Source organism: Candidatus Nitronereus thalassa (genome assembly GCF_032191465.1).
In the GTDB taxonomy this organism is placed as follows: domain Bacteria; phylum Nitrospirota; class Nitrospiria; order Nitrospirales; family UBA8639; genus Nitronereus; species Nitronereus thalassa.
On the sequence record NZ_JAQOUE010000001.1, the window covers coordinates 1146220 to 1167778 of the forward strand.

A 21559-nucleotide genomic window follows, 5' to 3' on the forward strand; every position below is an offset into this window, starting at 1 on the left:
TACGATGTTTGCCCTGGCCAAAAAACTCAAGGAAGGTGGGGTCCTCGGCCTCAATCAACGAAATGCGGAATACACCCTGTGGCATAATCCTCGCCAATTTTTTCCCCTCGTTGATGACAAACTCACTACCAAGCGATTAGCCGAACAGGCAGGAATCGCCGTCCCGCCGCTCTATGGCGTAATTGAGTTTGAGCGGCAAATTAGACAACTCCACACTCTCCTTCAGCCCTATGAAGATTTTGTGCTTAAGCCCGCTCAAGGTAGCGGAGGAGACGGTATCATTGTCATCTCCGGACGACGGAAAGACCGATATCGACATGTGAATGGCCAACTCATTGGTCAAGAGGAATTGGAGCACCACGTCTCGAATATTCTGAGTGGCCTCTATAGTTTAGGCGGGCACCCGGATAAGATGTTGATCGAATACCGTGTGAAATTTGACCCTGTTTTTTCGGCCATAAGCTTTCAGGGTGTTCCGGATATACGAATTATTGTGTTTTTGGGCGTACCCGTCATGGCCATGGTTCGATTGCCCACGAAGATGTCGGATGGGAAAGCCAATCTGCATCAAGGAGCTATTGGCGCGGGAATTAACTTGGCCTCCGGCCGGACACTCAAAGGTGTCTGGAAAAATGAAATCGTGACGGAACACCCGGATACCGAAAACCCCATCCAAGGCGTCCAGATTCCTACGTGGGACACCCTGTTGAATATTGCGGCACGGAGTTATGAATTAACCGGACTGGGTTATCAAGGTGTAGACTTGGTATTGGATCAAGACAAAGGCCCCTTGGTTTTAGAACTTAATGCACGCCCTGGTCTGAATATCCAAATCGCCAATCAGGCTGGACTTCTTCCACGACTGAAAAAGGTAGAACAATGGCACCCCACCCTGACGACTCTGGAGAAACGCCTGGAATTTGCCAGAGAACATTTCGGTTATTTGGGGGCTTAACCTTTTCCCTTCTTCCAAACACGGATCGATTTCCTTCTACCCGTTTCAGATCAAATTGTTCAAACTTCTCAAAATTGGTATTTTAGCCATCCGCGTTACCCCTCACATAGAAAGACCATCACTTTGCAGTACGGCGCATTCGCATTCATTGTATAGGGAGGTTGCATATGGAGACTCAAACCATGGAACAAATCACCACGCAACTGCTTTCCTGGCTCTTGGGAAACGGTCTGTTAATTCTGGTCGTCCTCGTCGCCATGTTTTTAGGATTTACACTGTTAAAGAGAGGGTTGGCCCGTCTCGGCCGGTTTATTGAAGGAAGCTTTCCGGATCAAGCCCAAATCAAGAGGGCCAATACCCTCACGAATGTACTTGGAGATTTAGTTCGCGTTCTTATTACAGGAATTGGTGTCACCACGATCTTATCCCAACTCGGCATCGACCTGGGGCCATTGTTGGTCGCTGCCGGCATTGGAGGCGTGGCCATTGGATTTGGCGCGCAGAGCTTGGTCAAGGATGTGATTTCCGGATTTTTCATTCTACTTGAAAATCAAGTCCGGGTTGGAGATGTGGTCAATATTGCCGGTGTCGGCGGGCTCGTGGAAGATGTCGGTTTGCGAACGATATCCCTGCGCGACCTTGCGGGCAATGTCCATATTGTCCCGAATGGCACAATTTCGACCGTCACCAATATGACTATGGGGTATTCGCGGTATGTCTTTAATGTCGGAGTTGCTTACCGGGAAAATGTCGATCAGGTCATGTCAATCCTGAAAGACGTGGGCGCGGCAATGCAGAACGATCCAAAATACGGCCCAGACATTTTGGAACCCTTAGAAATGTTAGGTGTCGATTCATTTGCAGACTCTGCCGTGGTCATCAAATGCCGAATCACGACCAAACCTATTCAACAATGGGCCGTGGGGCGAGAAATGAATCGGCGTATCAAACTTGCGTTTGATGCAAACGGCATAGAAATCCCTTTCCCGCATCGAACCATTTATTGGGGCGAACCGAAAGAAGGATCGGCCCCACCTTTGAATATCCACAGCTTGCAGACATCATGAGGATTGAGGTTCAATAGCCAGCCATGGATTTGTTTCCACCATCAGAATGGTTGAGTGATACCACCAAACGAATATCATTCCGAATGGAATCGCAGAAAAAGGATACGATGTGAAAAGCTTGTTTGATGCTTATCAGCTCATGCGCGGCTATGATGAAATGTTTGAGGCAAAGGGAACCCCCCGCCCCCATTACCGGCAGCTCTGTCACCGCCTTCAAGAACTCTCTTTGCGTGAGTTTGATTTAAAACGACGCCAAGGCGACCAAGCCTTTCTTCGGCAGGGCATTACCTTTACCGTCTACGGGGATGCGCAACAAACCGAAAAAATTTTCCCCTTTGATCTCCTCCCTCGTATTATACCGAACAGTGAATGGAGTCTGATTGAGCAGGGCATTCGTCAACGCGTTCTTGCCCTCAACCAGTTCCTGCTTGATATCTACAACGACCAAAAAATTCTCCGCGATAAAGTCGTGCCACGGAAGCTCATCGAAAGCTCCATTCATTTTCAGAAAGATTTTCGCGGCTTTCGCCCACCCAAGGATATCTATATTCATATTGCCGGCATCGATCTCGTTCGAGATCATGAGGGCACCTATTTTGTGCTCGAAGACAATCTTCGCTCCCCCTCGGGTATTTCCTACGTGCTGGAAAACCGAATCGTCATGAAACAATTATTTCCAAATTTATTCTCGGAAATGCGGGTACGGCCTGTCGACCATTACACCTCACAATTGTTGGATAATCTTCGCTTCCTTGATCCTCTTTCTCGGGAGCGCCCAACCGTCGTGCTGTTGACTCCTGGAGTCTACAACTCGGCCTATTTCGAACATTCGTTTCTTTCCTTACAAATGGGCATAAAGCTCGTGGAAGGCCGCGATCTCATTGTCGAAGGCGACCGAGTCTTCATGCAAACCACCCAAGGTCTTGAACCAGTTGATGTAATCTATCGACGAGTGGATGATGCGTTCTTAGACCCCGAAGTCTTTCGTTCAGATTCGGTACTGGGCGTGCCCGGTCTCATGCGAGCCTATCGAGCTGGCAACGTGGCCTTGGCTAACGGCATTGGCACTGGCGTCGCAGATGACAAAGCGGTCTACACCTATGTCCCTGCGATGATTGAGTATTATTTAAAGGAGACTCCCATTCTCCCCAATGTTCCCACCTACCAATGCGAAAACAAATCCGACCTACAATATGTCACCGAACACCTGGATTCGCTAGTTGTCAAAGCCGTCAACGAATCCGGAGGCTACGGTATGCTCATGGGTCCTTCTTCTACAAAAGCTCAGCAAGCAGAGTTCAAACAAAAATTGCTCGCGAACCCACGTGATTATATTGCCCAGCCCATTGTACAACTTTCCCACCACCCGTGCGTTGTACGAAAAGATGACAATCAAGATCACCTCGTTGGAAGACACGTCGACCTCCGCCCCTTCGTGCTCTGGGGACAAGATATTACCATGTCACTCGGTGGACTCACGCGAGTGGCGCTTAAAGAAGGTTCCCTTGTTGTCAATTCTTCCCAAGGTGGGGGAAGTAAAGACACCTGGGTCCTGTACGGAGAAGGTTAAGATGCTGAGTCGGACGGCAGAAGCGTTTTTTTGGATCGGACGATACATTGAACGCACTGAGTATATTGCCCGCTATACGGATGTGAAGTTTCACCTGATGCAAGAAATTGCCAATCGTGAAGAGCAACAGGCTGTCTGGCAACAATATTTAGAGGGGACCGGAGAATATGAGCATTTTGTCCAACTCTATCCTCAACAGGGCACCTATCGCTTCTTGGAATTCGTCACGACTAATCCAGACAACCCGAATTCACAGATTAACCTGATCAAAGAAGCTCGTTTCAATGCTCGAGGCATTCAGGATGAACTTTCGAGCGAAGTATGGCGACATTTGAATAACTTTTACTTGACCCTCCGCTCCAAAAGCTCCAATGATTTAGTCAGCAGCCCCCATGAACTCCTTAGCGAAATCCGCGATAGTTGTTACATGCTCGACGGGATCATCGGCGGCACCATGATTCATGGGGAGGGATGGAATTTTTATCGGCTCGGCAAAAACATCGAACGAGCTAACCGCACGGCACGGCTCCTTGACGATTCTACGCTTTGCAAAGCTGAACGCGAACCAGCGGCAATCGCTGACTATCATCACTGTCTATCCCTTCTGAAAACCGCGAGTGCCTTTGAAGCCTATAGAAAGTTTTACTCGGCGTCGCTGGTCCCTCAAAAAATTGTTCAGTTTTTGTTGTTTCACGACAAATTTCCTCGTTCGGTGCGATTTTCCGCCAATGCAATTAGCAGTTTACTCGACCGTTTATCGGGACCGCCTCGCCAGGCAGAACATCGGGAGGTAGAACGGATCGCAGGTCAACTTGCCGCGGATTTGAAATTCGGAACCCTTGATGAAGTGTACAAAGTCGGATTGTCGGCATTCCTCACGCAAATTGTTGATCAATTAGACCTGCTCACAAATCATGTTGCCACAACGTATTTCCGATCGCCTGGCTATTCTGACCAACTTGGCACCGCGACCCAACGGCCGCAACGGCCCGTCGTTCATATCCAACAAGCCCCTACCATTGAAACGATTAAATCCGTGATCGCGGTAAACCATAAATTCGTCTATCAATATTATGAGCCCGTCTCCAAAGTCACGACCATTACCCGAGTCGTACCACCCGAAGATTATGGACGACAACGGCGAATCGATCTTCGCTGGCACATTGATCCACCAGCGGATTATCGCCACTTTACCGATGCATTCGGCAATCTCGTATGGGAATTAAACCACCCGAAAATTCAGAAAGACATCACGGGGGTCGTGGATATTCGAATCGAAACCTTCGCGGATTATCTTCCTAACCACATCCTCGCACTCCAGGGCGTGACGCTCGAAGAATCAGATTGCACGGTACAACCAACGGAATTTCTGGAATTGACCCCGTTGGTCAACACTTCCGAACCCATTACCGCACTCGCCAAACAGGCCAAAGAACGGAATCTTCCTCCTCACGAATTGGTGGAATCGCTGATGCACCAAGTGCATAGCCACATGCGATATGAGGCCGGACATACCGTGGTGAGCACCACGGCGACCGAAGCCTTTGAACAGGGCATAGGCCTTTCACAAGACTTTGTGCATATACTTCTTTCCTTGTGTCGACAATCCGGGCTCCCGGCCAGATATATCTCAGGGTATCTACCCGGAGAAGGGCAAATGCATGCCTGGATAGAAACCCTGATTCCACTCGGAGAAACACAAATCCCGACATGGGTCGGTTACGATCCTACCCACAATCGTCGTTGCCATGAACAATATGTCGCCGTGGCCGCAGGCTGCGATTATCAAGACATTGCCCCCACCAGCGGATATTATATGGGTACGTCAGCCAATAATCTCGAGGTCAACATCTCGGTGGTGACGGAAACACAAGGCGCAACACATCCCTAGGCTTTTCTCGTTGGGATAAACTAGGACCACAAAGGGGCCTTGGTGGATGATAACCGTTCCGTGAAAATTTTCACGGATTCCACCATTAATGATACGGGAACCCTTCCCTTTTCCTGGCAGAATTCAATCCATGACAGATACAAAACAGAGCGATCACGCACTGATTGATTCAATTACTCAAGGCGATATCCATGCGTTTGAGTCCCTGTATGATCGGTATGCCTCCAAAGTCTTAAAACGATGCTACTTTATCTGCCTTCATACTGAACAAGCCCACGACTTAATGCAGGAAGTCTGGATAAAAGTCTTTCTAAATTTGCATACCTTTAAAAAAGAGGCCGCTTTTTCCACTTGGCTGTATCGTCTGACGACCAACCACTGCCTCAATTACCTGAAATCAAAGATTCATTCTGAAAAGTTAATGCAGACAATAGAACAAGAGGAAAGTAAAAGTATTGACTATTCTGTCTCGGCAGATGTCAAAAATATACTCTCTAAACTCTCTATCGAAGACCGGACGATCCTGGCGATGAAGTTTATGGGGGAGTACACCTATGAGGAAATCTCCGCCGCTTGCGGAATGGGAGTGAGCGCCGCCAAGATGAAGGTATCGAGACTGCTTACCAAGCTTCGGGAGGAAGTATAAACATGGAACACGATGAAGAACTCGTATTTGAGAGGGTTCTGGATGCCCTGGATCTCCCCGACCCTGATCGCGAGACCAAAGAAAAAATTATGAAGACCGTGTTTTTTATTTTGGTCGCCCGCGAAATTGGCATGTTTCACGCCTCTATTCCCGGGATCTTTTTGGATGACCTCACTAACGAGTAAGAGGAGAATATCATGGGTGGTCTACAAACTGATTTGAAAGAATGGGGAATCGTGGTTGTGACCTTTTTCGAGAGTCTCTTGAAAACTGTCGGGGCTTATCTGCCCAATCTCATTGGCGCATTTTTCCTTATCTTCATTGGCTGGGCGGTCGCAAGGATCTTGAGGAAGTTGACCGCAAAAGGTTTGCGAGCATGTGGCATTGCTGCCCTTGGAGAAAAAATTCGATTCAATGAATTACTACAAAAAGCGGGCATTACCCAAAGTCTCGATGCCATTTTAGGAGGCCTCGTTTACTATATGGTTTTGCTCGTGTTTCTAGTCTCTGCATCTGAAGTATTGGGAATTCGGGTTGTCCTTCAAACCTTAAATACCTTCATCGCGTATTTCCCCCATATACTCGGGGCTTTCCTTATCCTCATGATTTCCCTTTATGTTGCCAAAATTGTCAAAGACACCATCCGGTCCACCTCTTCCAACTTCAATATTGCCTATGCAGGCATGCTCAGCACTCTCCTTGAGATTGTCATCGTAGGGTCGGGCATCATTCTGGCACTGACAGAAATTGGGTTGGACATGACCGTATTTACTGCAAACATCACTCTCATCATCGGCGGTGTCGTGTTAGCCATTGCTCTTTCGGTCGGACTGGGAAGTCGGACGATCGTGTCCAACGTGCTCTCACGCTATTATATCTGCCAAATTTATCATATCGGAGATGAAGTACGTTTGGCGGGACAAAAAGGCACCATTATTAAGATTACACCCATTTCCGTCGTCCTCAAGACGGAGAATGATGAAAATTTGCATATCCCAAATGAACGGATTATCGCCGAAGGTTCTCGAACACGAAACTCCTAACATCCCCTAGCACCCTAGTATTATTTATGATTTCCCAGACTTTCTCTAGGAGTAGGAAGCGCACCCCTCTTCTTTGCCTCGTGACTGCATCCTTTTCTTAATTCTCTAAATCAGCTTTCTAAGGCAATCCGAGTTGCTCAGACTGGCTTTGTAGACCACCTACAACCAGGGAACCCAGTAGGCTTCAATTTCAATGGGAAGCGGAGAAATCAGGAATCATTGAAGATCAGCCCATTTACACCCACTTGAGCCGTCGAAAAATGACAACCTGTCCGAATGCGAGAATCACGAGCACACTACAGACAGTGATAAAGGCCCAATGATTTTCCGCACCGGGAATACCAGCCACATTGATACCCAGAAGACCCGTCAGTAAACTAAGCGGCAAGAAAATGACCGTGACCAACGCAATGATATACATCGTACGATTCAATTGTTCCGCCAGCCGATTCGTCAATTCCTCTTGCATGACGGCAATTCGTTCTCGCGCCGCATCCAGATCTTCCAGGTACCGCAATAAATGATCTGTCGTTTCCCTGAGACGCAACTTGTGTTCCGGGCCAATCCAGGATAAGGGCTCTTGTTGGAGACGAGACATCACTTCTCGTTGAGGCGCGATGTAACGGCGAAGAGCAATGGCCTCTCGACGCAACGCGCCCAAGCTGCCTCGCAATCCGGAACTGGCTTGTTCGACCATTTGGTCTTCTAACTCATCAGCCGCATCCTCAAGTTCATTGATGACCGGACCCATCCGAGCGATCAACTGATCGGCAACCATGGCCAGGAAATCCCCAGAGGTTTTCGGGCCACCACGTTGCTCCAATCGGTCCTGAATGCCACGAGCAGCCATGAGGGGCCGATGGCGCACCGTAATGATTCGAGTCGGTTCGATCCAGAGTCGTAGAGAAACCATGTCCTCAGGATCGGCTCCTGGATTGAGATTCACTCCTCGAAGGTTCACCAGCAACCCCTCCCCCGTCACAAAATACCGCGGTCGGCTTTCTTCAGCTAAAAGGGCTTCTGTCACAATTACCTCTAATCCACTCTTCTCCCGAAGCCAGGCCTGGGCATCGGCTCCGGTACGATCCAGATGAATCCACAATATACCCGGCGACGTCTTCCTTTCGCTCCATTCCTCCCAACTTACCTGTTGGGCACCACCCTGACCATCCAAGACATAACTCCACACGAGCCCGGAAAAATGTCCCATGTGCTCCCCTTTCAGAATATGTAGGAATCCTTTATGATTTTGAAAAGTACGATACGAGTCGTATCGTGCCATCATGAATTCATTCCAGCAAACATCCCTTCGTTATTCAACCTCGACAATACTCTGGATTAGCCATGGAGACCTTAGATAAATATTGCCCCCTGGCTCGCACCCATACATGGTGACCCGTGAACTGTTTTTTATGCATGATCGGTAATTCATGAAAACTGCAAATATCTCTACCGTTTGGGGATTCGTTTTCCGAATGGTCATACTGGCGCTGGTGCGAGATCTAGCCTATTTATTTAGCCATCAACAAAAGCCATTAGCGCACCGTTCCCTACTTTGACGGGTATTTCTTTTTTGTCTTTCGCTCTAGGTACACATTGTGAACCAAGAAGACTTGTTACTAGGCATTATCATTATTCTGGCTGCGGCTGTGGTTGCCATCCCTCTATGCAAACGTCTTGGCTTAGGCGTCGTCATCGGGTATCTAGCCGCGGGCGCGGCGGTAGGGCCATGGGGACTGGGTGTGACATCCGAAGTGGAGACGCTTCGTCACTTTGCTGAATTCGGCGTTGTATTTTTATTGTTCCTCATCGGGTTGGAAATTCACCTGGACAAGCTTTGGCAAATGCGCCAAGCGGTATTGGGGCTCGGGACGGCACAGATCGTACTGACCGCAGGGTGCCTTGCAGGTATAGGGCTCTATGCGGGACTTCCCTGGCCCGTGGCACTCATAACCGGGTTCGGACTGGCCATGTCATCAACCGCATTCGGCCTGCAAATTTTGGCAGAACGCGGCGAAACGGCAAGCCCCCATGGTCAGGCAGCACTGGCCATTCTACTGATGCAGGATCTTGCGGTGGTACCCTTCCTGGCAGCGATTCCGTTACTCGGAGGCATTCCCGAAACCGCGCAAGATCCCCTGTGGTTCTCTGGGCTCAAAATCCTTGGAGCCCTGGCCCTGGTTCTTTTGGTGGGGCGGTATGTATTACGCCCGGCTCTCCGAATCATTGCCTCCACACGGCATACCGAAGCGTTTAGTGGTGCCGCCATTTTGACGGTACTGGGTGCCGCCTGGCTTATGGAGCAGGTACATCTCTCTATGGCCCTTGGAGCCTTTCTCACAGGACTGTTATTGTCAGATTCCGAGTACCGCCACCAAATCGAAGCAGCTATTTTACCGCTTCGGGAATTTTTACTCGGCCTCTTTTTCATGTCGGTCGGCATGTCAGTGGATTTTGGATTCATTCACCAACAGGGATCTTCGTTAGTCCTTCTGGTCATCAGCGTCATGATCATTAAAGCGCTTGTTCTGTTAATCATTTGTCGGGTTTCAGGCCACACGCGTGAAGATTCGATCCGCGTGGCCTTGCTCCTCCCGCAATGTGGAGAATTTTGTTTTGTCCTGTTTGGATTGGCCGTAGCTAAAGGAGTCATGACACATGAGCTTTTTCAGGTATTACTCATACTGATAGCCATGACCATGTTTTTTACGCCAATACTGGATTTGGCATCATCCAGGTTGATCCACTGGTTCCGCCAACCATCAGGAACCCCCATGGAAAAGCCTCCGCTTTCTCAAGATCAGCATGTCATCATTGCAGGGTTTGGTCGAGTGGGACAAACGGTGGCGAAAATGCTGCATATCCAGAATGTGCCCTATCAAGCCTTTGACGTAAATCCTGCAAAAGTCGACATTGGGCGAAAGCAGGGCTATGACGTGTACTTCGGTGATGTGAGTCAGGCGGAGGTTCTACAAGCAGCCGGTGCCGGGCATGCCAAGCTGGTCGTCCTGACGGTTGACGATCCAAGAATCGCAGAGAAAACGGTCTCGGCGATTCGCTACCTCTACCCGAGCCTGCCGATTGAAGCCAGGGCGCATGACTTGCCCCATGGCCATTTTTTGAAACAGCTTGGTGCAGATCGCACCGTCCCGGAAACTATCGAAGCCAGTCTGGAGTTAGGAAGATCCGCATTGATCTATGGAGGGATCGGGGAACAGACGGCCAACAGCATGCTGGAAGATTTTCGGCGCGACGAATATGCCCTGCTCCGGAAAATACTTTTAAGGAATTCCGAGCTGCCTCCTTCTCCAAAGATCCCTCAGACCTAACCTGTTCAGTTGTCTCCGACTTTCCAATCGTCGGCTTCAGTGTGCCCCTTGTGCATGCGATGGGTATACCTCGCACCTTGGATAATGTGTTTTGGTCAAGACGGTAAGTTTTTTCCACCCCATTCCCCTCCGATAGCCGTTTCAAACCAAGAATATATATCTTCCAGAGCATAACTTGTGTGACCAAACACCCTTGGCAATGGTCTAAACGAACAGATAGGGTCTAAAAATATCCTCGGCGCAACCTCTCTCTGCTTAGCATCACACATCTTGTGACTACACGCATACCCTAATTGTCTAACTAATCAAGCATCGACATGAGAAGCAAGGAAGGTTCCCATGTCTGCTTCATTGAAAGGAATTGAAAAAAAACACTTCAACATGCAGTAGCCTTATTGGCCATAGGCTGGATTATTGCCAACATCGTCGCAAGCATGGTCAGAAAGAAAAGTGCCTCGAATTCTCCGCCTACTGATACGGCACTAGTTCCCCTGAATGAATATATGAGTTTTTCCTATTACAAGAATCCTGGAACAGCAGTAATATGACCCATTCATTTTTCATGTGGTTCGGCATCCTCCTCTGTCTCACCGGCTCGGCACTCTGTTCAGGGTTGACCCTAGGATTTTTTAGCCTCAGTCGGATTCATCTTGAACTCCTGAAAAAACAAAACCGTCCTGAAGCCGGACTTATTCTGAGTTTGCGTGAAAATGCCAATTTTTTATTGGCCACCCTTCTCTGGAGCAACGTCGCCGTCAATGTGTTATTGACCTTGCTTTCAGAACACCAACTATCCGGAATCCTCGCGTTTACATTTTCTCTTGTTGGAATCACGGTATTTGGCGAAATCCTCCCTCAAGCTTACTTTGCCCGAAACGCCTTATCCATGGCCACCCGGTACGCACCCATTGTCAAGATTCTTCAATGGGTATTTTACCCTGTCGCCAAACCTTCCTCCCTCCTATTGGATCGAATCGTAGGAAAAGAGGGGATCACCTGGTTTAAAGAACATGAAATCGAAACACTGTTAAAAATTCATGCGCAAGCGCCGGAATCAGACATTAGCGCAGTGGAAGGTCATGGAGCCTCAAATTTTTTAAGTCTTGATGATATTTCCGCCCTAGAGGAGGGATCGCCCCTCAACCCTCGCAGCATTATTCAGTTACATTACGATGGCCAGCGAGTGATATTCCCCGAGGACGTCCCCGAGACGATGGATTATTTTGTCCAACAAATCCACCAATCCAAAGAAAAATGGGTCGTCATCACTGATGTCACCGACACACCGCGGTTGGTCCTGGACGCGGATGGCTTTCTTCGTGAACTCTTGGTGGAGAAAAAATATCGTCCATTGCGACATTGCCACCTCCCTATCGTCGTCACCAATACGGCCATTCCCCTCGGAGAGCTGCTGGAGCATTTCAAGGTAGATCCCGAACATTTGGAAGACGATGTGATTGATCAAGACATTGTGTTGATTTGGACATCCACTCAAAAACGAATAATTACCGGCGCGGATATTTTAGGCCGCCTTCTCCGAGGCATTGCAAAACGAAAACCCCTGGTGAATTCTGCATGAATGTTTTCTGGTTCGTACACATAACAGGATCGATTGAATTAAAGAATCAACCTTTGCTCGATTAGGGAGAAAATTTTTCTCAACACCAGCCACCACGAAGTGCATCATGTCAACGATTTATCTACTTCACACCATAGGAGGACATCATGTCTGAAGAAAAATCCATCATTGTGAAAACCAAAGAAAGTGTCGTGGAAACCATCCAAGGAACGGGAGAAATTGCCAACGCCCTCGTGGATTTGGTCAGTGGATCCTTGGTCACCGCATTAAAAGGTACCAAAGCTGTTGGAGCGGAGGCTGGATCGCTAGTGAAAGATACGATTATAGGATCGGTTCAAGGTATTTCCGAAGTTGGTGCCGAAGCCGGATCGACGGCCAAAAGCGTGATTCTCGGGGTCATGAAGGGAACAAAAGAAGTCACCACCAACACCTTGGACACCATTGGTACCAGCACATCTACGTTAATTACCACCACCGCAAAAGTCGGGGGTGACCTCGCGGCCACGGCAAAAGGCGCTGTGCAAGGAGCCATTGTGTCGGCAAAGGACCTTGGGACGACCGTCGTGGAAGCTGTTTCTCACACCGCAACAGCAGCCATAAAAAGCGTGAAAGAAGTTGGTGGGGAATTAGCGATGACTGCCAAGGAAACCGTCATGGGCGCAGCCCAAGCCGCACAGGATGTGGGTGAAAAGGTCATCGATACGGTCAGTCACACCGCCGGAACCGTCGTGAAAGCCACGCATGAAGTTGGAGGAGACGTGGCATCCACAGTCAAAGCCTCGATGGTCGGTGCACTTCAGGGCACGAAAGATGTCGGAGAAAAAGCCTTAGATACCATCAGTGGAACCGCGAGTTCTATGGTGAAAGCCACTTCCCAGGTGGGAGGAGACTTAGCCACGACAGCTAAAAATGCCGTCGAGGGAGCCATTGAAGGAGCCAAAGCCATTGGGGTAGATACCGCCGAAGCGGCATCGGCTGCTGCCACAAGTGCACTGAAAGCCGCCGGTGAAATCAGCGAAAGCGCAGGTCAACAAGTTCGCAAAGCCGTCACCGGCACGATTGGCGGCGTCAAAGTTGTTCTAAAAGAGCCATTTAAAAAATAAGGTCTGTTCGATATGATCCCCCCACTCTGAAGTGGGGGGATCAGCTAAAAACCACCCATATCTGTGATAGATTCCCAGATCAAGACTTTTCCATGTCTAAGAGCGTTAAACGACTAAAAAAAAAGGATGCCCTTCAACCTCCCTTAGAGACTATTGGTTGGAGAGAATGGTTAGCATTGCCCGACCTAGGAGTCGAGTTCATTAAAACCAAGGTCGATACTGGGGCTCGAACCTCTGCGCTTCATGCCTTTGACATCGAACCATTCAAGAAAAATGGCCAGGATTGGATACGTTTTACACTTCACCCGATTCAACGCAATGACAAAATCGAACAGGCCTGCAGCTGCAAAATTAAGGGATCTCGATTCGTCACCAACTCAGGCGGCATCGAAGAAAAACGCTTTGTCATTGTCACCCCCATTACCATAGGCCATCAGACCTGGCCCATTGAAGTCACTCTCACCAACCGAGATGAAATGGGATTCCGAATGCTACTCGGTCGCACCGCCTTGAGAAAACGATTTCTGGTAGACCCAGCCAAATCATATTGTCAGGGCCACCCTGGGGAGCCCAAGATCACCATCACCCATCCAGAACATCAATCGTACGGAAAAGATGAAGAGGAATAAGATGAAAATAGCTATGCTCGCGAGAAACCCTAAACTATATTCCCATCAACGGTTGGTCCAAGCCGCCAAAGAATGCGGGCATACCATTGATATTATTAATACGTTAAAAGTGTACATGAATATCACCTCCCATAAACCCGATCTTCGCTATAAAGGCGAAACGCTCACTGGCTATGATGCCGTGATCCCCCGTATTGGTGCCTCGGTCACCTTCTACGGTTTAGCCGTCTTGCGCCAATTTGAAATGATGGGCGTGTGGCCGCTCAATGAATCGGTCGCCATTGGTCGATCGAGAGATAAACTCCGCTGCCTGCAACTTCTCGCCCGAGAGGGACTAGGGCTTCCCGTGACAGCCTTTGCACATTCAGATGACTTTGCGGATGACGTTATTGGCATTGCCGGTGGAGCGCCCGTGGTCATTAAATTGCTAGAAGGCACTCAAGGCATTGGGGTCGTGCTCGGGGAAACCAAAAACTCAGCCAAATCGGTGATCGAGGCTTTCCGCGGAGTCAACGTTAATATTTTAGTGCAAGAGTTTATAAAAGAGGCGGGCGGATCTGATATTCGCTGTTTAGTGATTGGAGAGCGGGTCGTGGCCGCGATGAAGCGCCAAGGAGCAAAAGGGGATTTCAGGTCAAACCTTCATAGGGGCGGCAGCGCAGAGTTGATAAAAATTACGCCCGAAGAACGATCCACCGTCACCCGAGCCGCCCGAACCATGGGCCTCAACGTTTGTGGCGTGGACATCCTCAGATCAAAACACGGGCCTGTTATTATGGAAGTCAATTCATCTCCTGGATTAGAAGGGATTGAAAAGGCCACTGGGGTAGATATCGCCAAGGAGATCATCAAATATATGGAAAAACATGCCAAACCCAATAAAACCAAAACGCGAGGCCGCGGATAATTTGAGTCGCCAAGCTTTTGAAATCGGGGGGCAATCGGTCCTTCCAGGAACCAAGCAAACGATTCAACTCCCCATGAGTTTGCTTTCAACGCATACCCCTATGACCATTCCTGTGCAAGTGGTACATGGGAAGAAAGATGGCCCACGTCTCTTTGTGAGTGCGGCCATTCATGGGGATGAATTGAATGGCGTGGAAATTATTCGTCGGGTCCTGAAGTCACCACGTCTCACCCGTTTACGTGGAACGCTCATTGCGGTGCCCATCGTGAATGTCTTCGGATTTATTTCTCAGTCTCGCTACCTGCCGGACCGGCGTGACCTCAATCGGAGTTTTCCTGGGAACCCAAAAGGTTCCTTAACCGCCCAACTGGCCCATGTTTTTTTCAAAGAAGTCGTTTCGCGCTGTACCCACGGGATTGATTTACACACGGGAGCCATTCATCGAACGAACTTGCCTCAAATCCGCGCGAATCTTGATGGTCCCGGAATGGAAGAGCTTGCGCAAGCATTTGCGGCCCCATTGGTTTTACATTCGAATCTTCGTGACGGATCCCTCCGTCTCGCTGCCACCGAGAAAGACATTCCCACGATGTTGTATGAAGCTGGAGAAGCGTTGCGTTTTGATGAACTATCCATTCGGGTTGGAGTCAGAGGAATTATTCGAGTCATGCAAGCCCTAGAGATGCTCACCCCGCCCCCCTCACCCCATAAAAGTATCGTGTCGCGGTCTTCCTATTGGGTTCGCGCTCCCACGGGCGGAATTCTTCGAACGCGTCTACGGAATGGGGTGCTGATTAAAACGAATGAACGCTTGGGTACCATTGCCGACCCCTTTGGCGAATCGGAAACCACCGTATCGTCCGGAGAAGCGGGCATTCTTATTGGCCGCGCCAACCTACCCGTGGTCAATCAAGGGGATGCAATTTTTCATATTGCGCATGTCCATGATGCCACCTCTGCGGAAAAGGTCGTTGAAGGTTTTCACGAACAGCTAGACCAGAATATCGACGTTGAAGTTGAAGCACTCTTGCCACCCCATAGCCCATGATCCGTGGCAAATGTTGACTCTCTCATTTAATTCTAGGTCACTAAATTTTATTGAAACGTACCTTTCGTAATATTCAACGCGGCTTCACCTCCTGTTGGGAGTTTAAGGGATCTTAAGCAACCCACTCGCGATAATAGCCAAGCATACTATTTAATTAGGAGTTCTTCTCATGTATCGTTGGACGTCTCTCCTGTTGGTTTTTGGATTCTTGACCGGCTGCGTCAATCCTCAAGTGACAACACGCACGGCACGCACATCCGTGGAACAATTGTTATTAACCCAAGCCGTCTCAAAAAGCCTGACCAACCCATCTCAGTCAGACTTTCCCCTTCCTTCCGGAGCCACTGTTAAGGTCGATCTCACAGGATTAACCGAAGACCGGACATTTCTGGGCGCGGCCATAGAAGGATGGTTGGGTGAAAAAGGATACCTGGTACGGAAATCACAGGAGACCGCCACATACCGCCTCCACATTTTGGTTAATGCATTTGGCACTGAATATGGTGAATCATTTCTAGGAATGCCGGCAATTCAAAGCACCTTTATTCCATTCGCGTTACCCGAGATTACAATGTATCGCTCTCAACGACAATTCGGAAGAGTGCAATATTCGATGAACATTTTTGAAGAGCAGACGGGAAAATTGGTGAATACATTAACAACCCATGAGGGGCAAACGTTTCATCGCCTCTATACCATTCTTTTCTTTTTCTCTTACCTTGACACCAATCTTGATTATATCCCTGAATAATGTTTCGTATTGGTGACGACTGAGCACAAGCAGAGAAACTCATAGCATTCCCCCGTCATAGGAAGCCATTGAGGCACGACATCGACCCTTTCAACTTCCCGCGAAATACCCATCGCCAGTTCTGAAGGAGGCTACCGTATGAATGAATGGAATATTTTTGAAACCTTGACCCAATTTTTCCACTACCAATTGTTTTCAGTCAATCAAACGCCAATCACACCGCTTTCACTATTCGTCTTTTCCCTCGTTCTTTCGATATTTTATGTGTTGGCACATGCGATCCAACGACTCTTACGGAATCGGATTTTAAAGCGAATCGATATCTCTTCTGCCACACAATATACGCTGATCCGCATTTCCCAATATATTATTTGGGTCATTGGCGCCATCTTGGCTTTTCAATTCATTGGAATTGACCTGAGCGCTTTGGCCGTCGCCTTTGGATTCCTTTCCGTCGGGATTGGATTTGGATTGCAAAATCTGACATCGAACTTTATTTCGGGAGTTATTCTCTTGTTTGAGCAACACATTAATGTGGGAGATCGAGTCACCGTCGTCGACACCGAAGGCAATGTGGAAGAAATTAATATTCGGTCCACGACGATTCGATCGTTGAATAATGTAGCCATTGTTGTCCCAAATTCTGAATTTATTTCCGGCACGGTCATCAACTGGTCTCACGGTGACCCGACGACCAGACTGGAAATTGATGTGGGGGTATCTTATCAATCTGATTTGGACGTCGTCATTCATGCAATGCTGGATGCGGGAAAAGAGCATCCCGAGGTATTGAGAGAACCACCGCCCAAAGTCTGGTTCATGGGATTTGGGGATTCCGCGTGGAACATGCGCCTACTTGTCTGGGTGGATAATCCTCATGGGCGTCGACAAGTTCAATCCGACATTAATTGCGCCATTGTGCGAAAGTTTCGAGAAAACGGCGTAGAAATCCCCTTTCCTCAACGGGATCTCCATGTTCGAAGTCCCTTGCCGGTCCCCCTTGTGGCCACCACGTCATAAAGAGAAAATTCGCCTTCAAAGAAAATGACCCAAACATAAATTTAGATTTGCCCCCAGGTTGAAGTTTAGAGATTAATCAGAGTAGTTTGAACATTATTGACTTGTAGGAGCTAAAAATTTGTCACAATGGAAACTCATATCCATTTGCGCCCTCACAGGAGTCATCGTGTTATTTACGGTTCAAAACTATGAGGTCGTCGAAATCAAATTCTTGTTTTGGAATTTAGCAATGTCCCGAGCCCTCATGTTATTTATGGTTCTCATTGTAGGCATCACCATTGGATGGCTCCTTCGCGGCCACAAATAGGTAGACCTCTTTATGTCGTTTGGGAATGGGTGCACTTGGTATCAAAAATTCGGAGCCGAGCACTCAAGTACGTCTGAGAGATTATTGATCCTCAAGAGAAGCTGCGCTTTTTGCATAGGGATTCTCGGACTCCTCCTCACCGTTGCCCCCTTTTGCCAGGCAAAACCCTCCTCTCCAAATTCAGAAAAATTCCAAGAATTGTTTACGGGCGATCTTCCAGAAATGAAGAAACGCCACGTCATCCGAGTCCTGGTCACCCACAGCAAGACCAATTTTTTTCTGGTCAAGGGAGAACCACACGGTTTTGAATATGAGCTTCTCCAACAATATGGAAAATTTCTGAACAAGAAGGTCTCTCGAAAAAAGTTTCGAACAAATATCGTGTTCATTCCGGTCCCCTTTGAACAATTACTGCCGGGGCTCATTGAAGGAAAAGGAGACATCGCAGCCGCAGGATTGACCATCACCCCTGAACGAGAAAAGATCATCGCCTTTTCAGATTCCTATCTTCCACGAGTTGAGGAAATCGTGGTCATGAGAAAAAAACTCAAGGGCCTGACAGCACTTGAAGCCCTCGCGGGAAGGTCGGTCTATATTATTCGTGGGGGAAGTTATGGGCCTCACTTAGCCAAACTTAATTCCCAGTTTGCCAAGAAAAACCTTTCTCCCATCACAGTCATCGAAGCAAGCGAATATCTGGCCACTGAAGATTTACTGGAATTGGTCAATGCCGGTGTGATTGATCTGGCCGTGGCCGATCGACACATTGCGGAATTGTGGGCTCCCGTCCTCCCTAAAATCTCGGTTCGCACCGACCTCTCTATTCACGCCGGAGGAAAAATTGGCTGGGCCATCAGGAAGGAGAATACAGAGCTACGAAAAAGTCTGAACACTTTCATTCGTAGTCATAAAAAGGGAACCTTGATGGGCAACATCCTCTTCAAACGGTACTATCAAAATCGAAAATGGATCTCCAACCCCCTGGAATCACGCGAGCGACGAAAACTAGAACAATTTATGGCCCTGTTCCAAAAGTATGGGAAAAAATACGAATTCGATTGGTTGGCCATTGCGGCACAGGCGTATCAAGAGTCGGGACTGGATCATACGCGTCAAAGTCCCCAGGGGGCGGTTGGAATTATGCAAATCCTACCCAGCACAGCAGCTGACGACGCCGTCAATATTCCCAATATCCAGCCGGTGGAAAACAATATACACGCAGGAGTGAAATACCTTGCCCATCTTCGAAACACCTACTTCCAGTCACCCCGTATGGCACCTAACGAGCAATTAAACTTTGCCTATGCCGCATACAACATGGGGCCTAGGAAAGTCCGACAGCTTCAACAAAAAGCTAAAGCCATGGGGCTTGATCCCAATCGTTGGTTTTTCCATGTTGAACGAGCCGCCCTAAAATTTGTTGGACAAGAACCTGTCCGATATGTGGCCAATATTCACAAATATTATATTGCGTATACATTGGTGAAAGAATCTGAATCTCAAAAATTCAGAGAATTGAAAGAACTGAAAAATTAGGGTGGGATCGGTTACGCCAACCAACTCGAAAAAATGGTGGCTAACCCCAGGAAGCTGAAAAACCCAAACACATCGGTCACAGTCGTTAATATGATAGATGAGGATTGCGCAGGATCTTGTTTGAGGGAACGGAGAATGATAGGAATAACAGCGCCGGAGAAACCAGCAATCGTCATCGCGAGAATCATGGACACGCCGATCACTGCGGTCAGACCTAAAGACCGGCTCCAGACATAGACTCCCAAGCAGGTGGTCAACGCCACGGCCACGCCATTGATAAATGCCACGACCACTTCCTTTCGACTAACAGACCACCATTGGCTGGGTCGAATGTCTCGCAACGCCAATCCCCGCATGACCACCGCCAATGATTGCGCGCCCGTATTTCCTGATTGCCCTGCCACCACCGGCAACAACACCGCCAAAGCGGTGAATTGAGCAATCGTACTTTCAAACAGCCCCACCACAAACGCAGCCAGAAAGGCCGTTAACAAATTAATCTGCAGCCACGGCAATCGCTTTTTGACTGCAAACATTGGAGGAGACAGAGCACGCTCATCTGCGCTCACACCCACCATGGTTTGCATATCCGCACTGAGTTCTTCTTGACCAGCTTTAAAAATCGACCGATTGCGAATGACCCCTAATAAATGACCATCCAAGTCCGTCACCGGCAGCGTGAATAGTTTTCGTTCGCTGAAGAGATCCAATATTTGATCTCGTTGCTCCAAGGGATGAATGGTCAATAAATCACGCTCCATCACTGATTGCAGGCGTTCATCGGTGGGCGTAACTAATAAATCTCGAAGCGGCACCCGGCCCACGAGTTTTTGCTCACGATCAATGACATATACTTCATGGATTTCTTTCGAACCCTTAGCCCGAATTTGCGCAATGGCTTGTTCCACCAATAAATCTTCAGGAAGCGCTAGCACACGAGGATCCATGAGGCCCCCGGCTGTATCCACCGGGTAGTCAAGAAACGCCGTCAGTTCCGTCGCCACGGCTGCAGGAACCTTGCCTAAAAAATCCTCACGCTGTTCCTGAGAAAACCGTGAAACCAGTGTGGCTAATTGCGTTGGCGAAAACTCTGGAATGGCACGCAGCAGCACCTCATCATGAAGTCCCAACAACACTTCGGTAGCGAGGGATGGATTCATATTCGATAAGAGCTGGGCAATATTGCGTCCTGGAGTTTGAGAAATGACACGAAGAATATCCCCAATCGGAAAGGACTCCAACGTGCGAGCAGCTTCTTCGGGGTGAGTGGAGAAAAATGTTTCGTATAACAACGTCGACGTGTTCATGAATTAGCCTTGATGCTCTGTATTTTGACTGCCGGAAGGCGTCTGCGGAACAGACGTCATGGCTTGAGATAACTCCGTCAATAACCCAATGCCGGCCAAAGAATAGGCTTCCCATAATTGGATCAAGGCGCTAGGCAAATTACCCGGATCCCGTCGCGACTGCATTTCTTCGATCACCTGCTGTAACGTACGATACCGCAACACCCCAAGGAAGACCCCGTCTTGATCAACGACCGGCAAAGTTGGATGCTGTTGCCAATGGGGATGTCCAACCAACTCATCATTCGTCAAACTCGCCGGCAGGGAGAACACCTGATCATTCATCACTGTGGCAATGTAATCCTCCGGGTCCACCATTAACAATTGTTTCAGAGTCACCACTCCCTCGAGTTTAGCATCCCGATCCACGACGTACACGTAATACAACGCTTGGCGAGGATTTCGTTTGAGTAACTGAATGCCTTGTGCCACGGTCACATCTGGCGGGAGGGTTACCACCCGAGGGTCCGCTAAGCTACCCGCGGTCTGTCGCGGTTGAATTAACGCACGACGAAATCTTGGACCATGCACCGGTCCCAAGCGTTCAATCATTTGGTTTTGCAACTCAGGTGAGAGTTGCCGAAACACCACATAGGCGGTAGAGGCGGGAAGTTCGCTCACCACCCCGGTGGCTTGCTCAACCGTAACATGTTCGAGAATTCTTGCCGCCAGACTCGGTTGACAACATCCCAAAACGGTGGAGACATCGGACACCGGCAATGAGGTAAGCATTCCCGCTGCGGTTTGGGAATCCAATCGTTCCAATTGACGAGACGATTCGACGGGATGGAGCTGAATAAACTTGAGGGTCAGTTGATCTTCAACGCGCATA

Annotated in this window: 20 protein-coding genes and 1 pseudogene; 18 read left to right on the forward strand and 3 right to left on the reverse strand. The window is 48.7% G+C overall.

The genetic code is table 11. From position 1 onward, the window contains the following. Positions 1-4: 4 nt before the first annotated feature. From PPG34_RS05225 to PPG34_RS05255, 7 genes are all read left to right on the forward strand, one after another. Positions 5-955 carry an alpha-L-glutamate ligase-like protein gene (locus PPG34_RS05225; protein WP_313832090.1) on the forward strand — a complete coding sequence of 317 codons (951 nt, stop codon included), beginning with the start codon at positions 5-7 and terminating at the stop codon, positions 953-955. Between the two features lie 167 nt (positions 956-1122). After that, complete coding sequence (locus tag PPG34_RS05230) at positions 1123-2022, forward strand: mechanosensitive ion channel family protein (protein ID WP_313832091.1); 900 nt, start codon at positions 1123-1125, stop codon at positions 2020-2022. A 109-nt stretch (positions 2023-2131) separates the two neighbouring features. Continuing rightward, a complete protein-coding gene (locus PPG34_RS05235; RefSeq protein WP_313832092.1) occupies positions 2132-3592 on the forward strand; it encodes a circularly permuted type 2 ATP-grasp protein in 1461 nt (486 codons plus the stop codon). Between the two features lies 1 nt (position 3593). After that, positions 3594-5483 carry an alpha-E domain-containing protein gene (locus PPG34_RS05240; RefSeq protein ID WP_313832093.1) on the forward strand — a complete coding sequence of 630 codons (1890 nt, stop codon included), beginning with the start codon at positions 3594-3596 and terminating at the stop codon, positions 5481-5483. 130 nt (positions 5484-5613) lie between these two features. Continuing rightward, the gene (locus PPG34_RS05245) at positions 5614-6129 is read left to right on the forward strand and encodes an RNA polymerase sigma factor (protein ID WP_313832094.1); all 516 of its coding nucleotides are present in this window, start codon (positions 5614-5616) and stop codon (positions 6127-6129) included. Positions 6130-6131: 2 nt separating this feature from the next. Continuing rightward, a complete protein-coding gene (locus PPG34_RS05250; protein ID WP_313832095.1) occupies positions 6132-6314 on the forward strand; it encodes a hypothetical protein in 183 nt (60 codons plus the stop codon). Positions 6315-6326: 12 nt separating this feature from the next. Beyond that, a complete protein-coding gene (locus tag PPG34_RS05255) occupies positions 6327-7172 on the forward strand; it encodes a mechanosensitive ion channel family protein (protein WP_313832096.1) in 846 nt (281 codons plus the stop codon). A 235-nt stretch (positions 7173-7407) separates the two neighbouring features. Here PPG34_RS05255 and PPG34_RS05260 read toward each other — a convergent pair whose 3' ends face one another. Then, positions 7408-8382, reverse strand: a complete 975-nt coding sequence (locus PPG34_RS05260) for a zinc transporter ZntB (protein WP_313832097.1) — start codon at positions 8380-8382, stop codon at positions 7408-7410. A 388-nt stretch (positions 8383-8770) separates the two neighbouring features. On the opposite strand from PPG34_RS05260, the gene PPG34_RS05265 reads away from it, so the two are divergent. From PPG34_RS05265 to PPG34_RS05310, 11 genes and pseudogenes are all read left to right on the forward strand, one after another. Beyond that, a complete protein-coding gene (locus PPG34_RS05265) occupies positions 8771-10501 on the forward strand; it encodes a monovalent cation:proton antiporter-2 (CPA2) family protein (protein ID WP_313832098.1) in 1731 nt (576 codons plus the stop codon). A 386-nt stretch (positions 10502-10887) separates the two neighbouring features. Further along, positions 10888-11049, forward strand: a pseudogene (locus PPG34_RS18340) (hypothetical protein); the annotation flags it as partial. Further along, the gene (locus PPG34_RS05270) at positions 11046-12080 is read left to right on the forward strand and encodes a DUF21 domain-containing protein (RefSeq protein WP_313832099.1); all 1035 of its coding nucleotides are present in this window, start codon (positions 11046-11048) and stop codon (positions 12078-12080) included. The pseudogene PPG34_RS18340 and the gene PPG34_RS05270, both read left to right, overlap by 4 nt. Before the next feature lie 146 nt (positions 12081-12226). Beyond that, positions 12227-13183 carry a hypothetical protein gene (locus PPG34_RS05275; protein WP_313832100.1) on the forward strand — a complete coding sequence of 319 codons (957 nt, stop codon included), beginning with the start codon at positions 12227-12229 and terminating at the stop codon, positions 13181-13183. Positions 13184-13275: 92 nt separating this feature from the next. After that, positions 13276-13812: an ATP-dependent zinc protease family protein gene (locus PPG34_RS05280; RefSeq protein WP_313832101.1), complete on the forward strand. Its 537-nt coding sequence runs from the start codon at positions 13276-13278 to the stop codon at positions 13810-13812. A gap of 1 nt (position 13813) precedes the next feature. Beyond that, a complete protein-coding gene (rimK, locus tag PPG34_RS05285) occupies positions 13814-14719 on the forward strand; it encodes a 30S ribosomal protein S6--L-glutamate ligase (protein WP_313832102.1) in 906 nt (301 codons plus the stop codon). Continuing rightward, a complete protein-coding gene (locus PPG34_RS05290) occupies positions 14679-15767 on the forward strand; it encodes a succinylglutamate desuccinylase/aspartoacylase family protein (RefSeq protein WP_313832103.1) in 1089 nt (362 codons plus the stop codon). The genes rimK and PPG34_RS05290 overlap by 41 nt, the downstream gene beginning before the upstream one ends. A 169-nt stretch (positions 15768-15936) precedes the next feature. After that, positions 15937-16518: a hypothetical protein gene (locus PPG34_RS05295; protein WP_313832104.1), complete on the forward strand. Its 582-nt coding sequence runs from the start codon at positions 15937-15939 to the stop codon at positions 16516-16518. A gap of 138 nt (positions 16519-16656) precedes the next feature. Further along, positions 16657-17538 carry a mechanosensitive ion channel family protein gene (locus PPG34_RS05300; RefSeq protein WP_313832105.1) on the forward strand — a complete coding sequence of 294 codons (882 nt, stop codon included), beginning with the start codon at positions 16657-16659 and terminating at the stop codon, positions 17536-17538. Between the two features lie 118 nt (positions 17539-17656). Next, complete coding sequence (locus tag PPG34_RS05305; protein ID WP_313832106.1) at positions 17657-17845, forward strand: lipopolysaccharide assembly protein LapA domain-containing protein; 189 nt, start codon at positions 17657-17659, stop codon at positions 17843-17845. A gap of 222 nt (positions 17846-18067) precedes the next feature. Next, positions 18068-19381 (forward strand): MltF family protein, encoded by a 1314-nt coding sequence (locus PPG34_RS05310; protein ID WP_313832107.1) that lies wholly within the window; start codon positions 18068-18070, stop codon positions 19379-19381. Positions 19382-19392: 11 nt separating this feature from the next. Here the strand turns inward: PPG34_RS05310 and PPG34_RS05315 are convergent, their stop codons facing one another. Both PPG34_RS05315 and PPG34_RS05320 read right to left on the reverse strand, forming a co-directional pair. Continuing rightward, on the reverse strand, positions 19393-20688 hold the full coding sequence (locus PPG34_RS05315) for a magnesium transporter (protein ID WP_313832108.1): 1296 nt from the start codon (positions 20686-20688) through the stop codon (positions 19393-19395). A gap of 3 nt (positions 20689-20691) precedes the next feature. Beyond that, positions 20692-21558: a CBS domain-containing protein gene (locus tag PPG34_RS05320; protein ID WP_313832109.1), complete on the reverse strand. Its 867-nt coding sequence runs from the start codon at positions 21556-21558 to the stop codon at positions 20692-20694. Between the last annotated feature and the right edge of the window lies 1 nt (position 21559).

Excerpts from the sequence above, each read along its gene's own strand:
- PPG34_RS05295 (WP_313832104.1), top strand. The coding sequence starts at position 15,937 with ATGTATCGTTGGACGTCTCTCCTGTTGGTTTTTGGATTCTTGACCGGC.
- rimK (WP_313832102.1), top strand. The coding sequence starts at position 13,814 with ATGAAAATAGCTATGCTCGCGAGAAACCCTAAACTATATTCCCATCAA.
- PPG34_RS05300 (WP_313832105.1), top strand. The coding sequence starts at position 16,657 with ATGAATGAATGGAATATTTTTGAAACCTTGACCCAATTTTTCCACTAC.
- PPG34_RS05260 (WP_313832097.1), bottom strand. The coding sequence starts at position 8,382 with ATGGGACATTTTTCCGGGCTCGTGTGGAGTTATGTCTTGGATGGTCAG.
- PPG34_RS05315 (WP_313832108.1), bottom strand. The coding sequence starts at position 20,688 with ATGAACACGTCGACGTTGTTATACGAAACATTTTTCTCCACTCACCCC.
- PPG34_RS05255 (WP_313832096.1), top strand. The coding sequence starts at position 6,327 with ATGGGTGGTCTACAAACTGATTTGAAAGAATGGGGAATCGTGGTTGTG.
- PPG34_RS05250 (WP_313832095.1), top strand. The coding sequence starts at position 6,132 with ATGGAACACGATGAAGAACTCGTATTTGAGAGGGTTCTGGATGCCCTG.
- PPG34_RS05245 (WP_313832094.1), top strand. The coding sequence starts at position 5,614 with ATGACAGATACAAAACAGAGCGATCACGCACTGATTGATTCAATTACT.
- PPG34_RS05270 (WP_313832099.1), top strand. The coding sequence starts at position 11,046 with ATGACCCATTCATTTTTCATGTGGTTCGGCATCCTCCTCTGTCTCACC.
- PPG34_RS05275 (WP_313832100.1), top strand. The coding sequence starts at position 12,227 with ATGTCTGAAGAAAAATCCATCATTGTGAAAACCAAAGAAAGTGTCGTG.
- PPG34_RS05310 (WP_313832107.1), top strand. The coding sequence starts at position 18,068 with ATGAAGAAACGCCACGTCATCCGAGTCCTGGTCACCCACAGCAAGACC.
- PPG34_RS05240 (WP_313832093.1), top strand. The coding sequence starts at position 3,594 with ATGCTGAGTCGGACGGCAGAAGCGTTTTTTTGGATCGGACGATACATT.
- PPG34_RS05230 (WP_313832091.1), top strand. The coding sequence starts at position 1,123 with ATGGAGACTCAAACCATGGAACAAATCACCACGCAACTGCTTTCCTGG.
- PPG34_RS05225 (WP_313832090.1), top strand. The coding sequence starts at position 5 with ATGTTTGCCCTGGCCAAAAAACTCAAGGAAGGTGGGGTCCTCGGCCTC.
- PPG34_RS05320 (WP_313832109.1), bottom strand. The coding sequence starts at position 21,558 with ATGCGCGTTGAAGATCAACTGACCCTCAAGTTTATTCAGCTCCATCCC.
- PPG34_RS05280 (WP_313832101.1), top strand. The coding sequence starts at position 13,276 with ATGTCTAAGAGCGTTAAACGACTAAAAAAAAAGGATGCCCTTCAACCT.
- PPG34_RS05290 (WP_313832103.1), top strand. The coding sequence starts at position 14,679 with ATGCCAAACCCAATAAAACCAAAACGCGAGGCCGCGGATAATTTGAGT.